The 2608-nt window shown below is 62.3% G+C and carries 1 protein-coding gene and 2 pseudogenes; 1 reads left to right on the forward strand and 2 read right to left on the reverse strand.

Features of this window, described 5'->3' with window-relative positions:
• Nucleotides 1-266 (reverse strand): annotated as a pseudogene (locus IVB48_RS40575) (IS3 family transposase); the annotation flags it as partial.
• 43 nt (nucleotides 267-309) lie between these two features.
• Between IVB48_RS40575 and IVB48_RS40580 the strand changes: the two are divergent.
• On the forward strand, nucleotides 310-1683 hold the full coding sequence (locus IVB48_RS40580; RefSeq protein WP_247408852.1) for an IS30 family transposase: 1374 nt from the start codon (nucleotides 310-312) through the stop codon (nucleotides 1681-1683).
• A gap of 39 nt (nucleotides 1684-1722) precedes the next feature.
• Here IVB48_RS40580 and IVB48_RS40585 read toward each other — a convergent pair.
• A pseudogene (locus IVB48_RS40585) lies at nucleotides 1723-2603 on the reverse strand (IS3 family transposase); the annotation flags it as partial.
• Nucleotides 2604-2608: the final 5 nt, after the last annotated feature.

The following is a 2608-nucleotide window of genomic DNA, read 5'->3' on the forward strand; positions in this document are numbered from 1 at the left end:
ACCTTCCGTTCGAACTCCATAGGGCTCAGATATCCGATCGTCGAATGCCTTCGCTTCGGATTGTAGAAGCGCTCGATGTAGTCGAACACGTCGGCCTTGGCCTCGTTGCGTGACCGGTACACTTTGCGCGCTGTTCGCTCGGTCTTCAAGGACGAGAAGAAGCTCTCCATTGCAGCGTTGTCCCAGACATTGCCTGACCGGCTCATCGAGCAGACCACGCCGTGATCGGCCATCAGCCTCTGGAACTGTTCGCTGGTGTATTGGGCGGATTCAAACGGTCGTCGCAACACTCGGAGGTAGGAGGTTGCGATGAACGTTGTAAGGCGCCGATCGGCGCGGTCAGGACGAGCCCCATTGCCGTCGCCAGGACGGCCGTCTGTTGCAGGACGCGATGAACAGAACAACTTCTGGCGGGCGATTGCCGCGGGGCTAAGCAGCGAAGATGCTGCGCTGGAAGCCGGATTGTCACAACCTGTCGGAAGCAGATTATTCCGAAAGGCGGGCGGCATGCCACCAGCGATGTTCAGATCCTCGGCAAAGGCGCTCTCCGGGCGGTACCTCTCGTTGGTAGAGCGCGAGGAGATCGCACTCCTCAAGGTGCAGGGCCATTCCATGCATGAGATTGGACGTCGCCTGGGGCGGGCTGCTTCGACAGTCTCCCGTGAACTGCGGCGCAACGCGGCCACCCGCGGCGGCGGGTTGGAGTATCGGGCAACAACTGCCCAATGGCATGCGGATCGAGCCGCCCGCCGGCCCAAGCCGACCAAGCTTGCGCTCAATGCAACCTTGCGCACTTATGTAGAGGAGAGACTTGCTGGCGGCGTCGTAGCCCCGAGTGGCGCGCTCGTTCTTGGTCCCGCCGTTCCGTGGAAGGGCCGCCGGCATGGGCCGCGCAAGGATCGGCGATGGACCAAAGCCTGGAGCCCTGAGCAGATTGCCCGACGCTTGCCGATCGACTTCCCGGACGACAAGACGATGCGCATCAGCCATGAAGCTATCTATCAAGCTCTCTTCGTTCAGGGCCGTGGGGCGCTGCGCCGCGAGCTGACGGCCTGCCTGCGAACAGGACGTGTATTACGGATGCCCAGGGCGCGCGTACGCAGGCGGGGCAAGGGCTTTGTCTCGCCGGAGATCATGATCAGCGAGCGCCCTGCTGAAGCTGCCGATCGAGCAGTGCCGGGACATTGGGAGGGAGACCTCATCCTCGGTCTTGGCAGCTCGGCAATCGGCACGCTGGTCGAGCGCACGACGCGCTTCACGATGCTATTGCACCTTCCCCGGTTAGCGGGGCATGGCGAAGCTCCGCGCGCGAAGAACGGACCTGCGCTCGCGGGACACGGGGCCGAAGCCGTGCGCGACGCGATCACGCGCACCATCATCACTTTGCCCGAAGAGCTGCGCCGCTCGCTAACCTGGGATCAGGGAGCCGAAATGGCTCAGCACAATCGTCTCAAGATCGATGCGGGTATCCAGGTCTACTTCTGCGACCCGCAAAGCCCTTGGCAGCGTGGCACCAACGAGAACACCAACGGGTTGCTGCGGCAGTACTTCCCGAAAGGCACAGACCTGAGCATCCATAGCGCCGAGGAGATATCCGCTGTGGCAGCGGCCCTCAATGCCCGACCGAGAAAGACACTAGGCTGGAAAACGCCGGCGGAGGCGCTTGACGAATTGCTGCCGTGAGTGAAAAAACTGGTGTTGCGACGACCGTTTGAATCCGCCTTGGCTGCCGCGATCGGAATGATGCAACAGCGCGTCCGGCTTGCCTCGTCGCCAGATCGCCATCACCAGGGCATCGGTGACGAGCTGTGCCGTCATTGCTGTACTCATTGACCAGCCGACCACCCGCCGCGAGAACAGATCAACGACTGCGGCCACATAGAGCCAGCCCTCCGCCGTCCAAACATAGGTGAAGTCAGCGATCCATTTGCGATTGGGAGCGGGCGCTTCGAAGGAGCGGTCGAGCACGTTGGGAGCGACGGCGGCGATCTGCCGCTCACCCAGATCGGGCGGCAGTCGACGCCGTCGTGGGCGTGCTTTAAGGGCCTGCAGCCGCATCAATCGTTCGATCCGGTGCAGCCCGCAAGATATCCCTTCGGCCAGCAGGTCGTGCCACACCCGCCTGGCGCCATAGGTCCGGTCGCTGGCCAGGAAGCTGGCTCGAACCTTCGCGCCAAGCTCTTCTTCGGTCCGGCTGCGTTCACTGCGCGGCCGTGTCAGCCAGGCATAGAAGCCACCCCGCGAGACACCGAGCGCCTCGCACAACCATTCCGCCGGCCAGATCCTTCGGTGCTTCGCAACGAAACCGAACTTCACGTCGATTCCTTCGCGAAGTAGGCCGCGGCTTTTTTTAGGATGTCCCGTTCGGCTTTAAGCTTGATGACCTCGCGCTTCAGCTGCGCGATCTCCAGTTGCTCCGGCTTCATCTGACCGTGGCCAGGGAATGCATGTTGCGGATCGTCCGCAAGCTGCTTCACCCAACTGCGCAACTGTGTCGGATGAATACCAAGGTCTTTGGACGCCTGCGCATACGACACGCCGCGCTGCTTGATCAGCCGCACGGCCTCAAGCTTGAACTCCCGCGTAAACTGCCTTCTCTCCATGACGC

Origin of the sequence: Bradyrhizobium sp. 76 (assembly GCF_023073025.1) — a bacterium.
Lineage (GTDB): Bacteria > Pseudomonadota > Alphaproteobacteria > Rhizobiales > Xanthobacteraceae > Bradyrhizobium.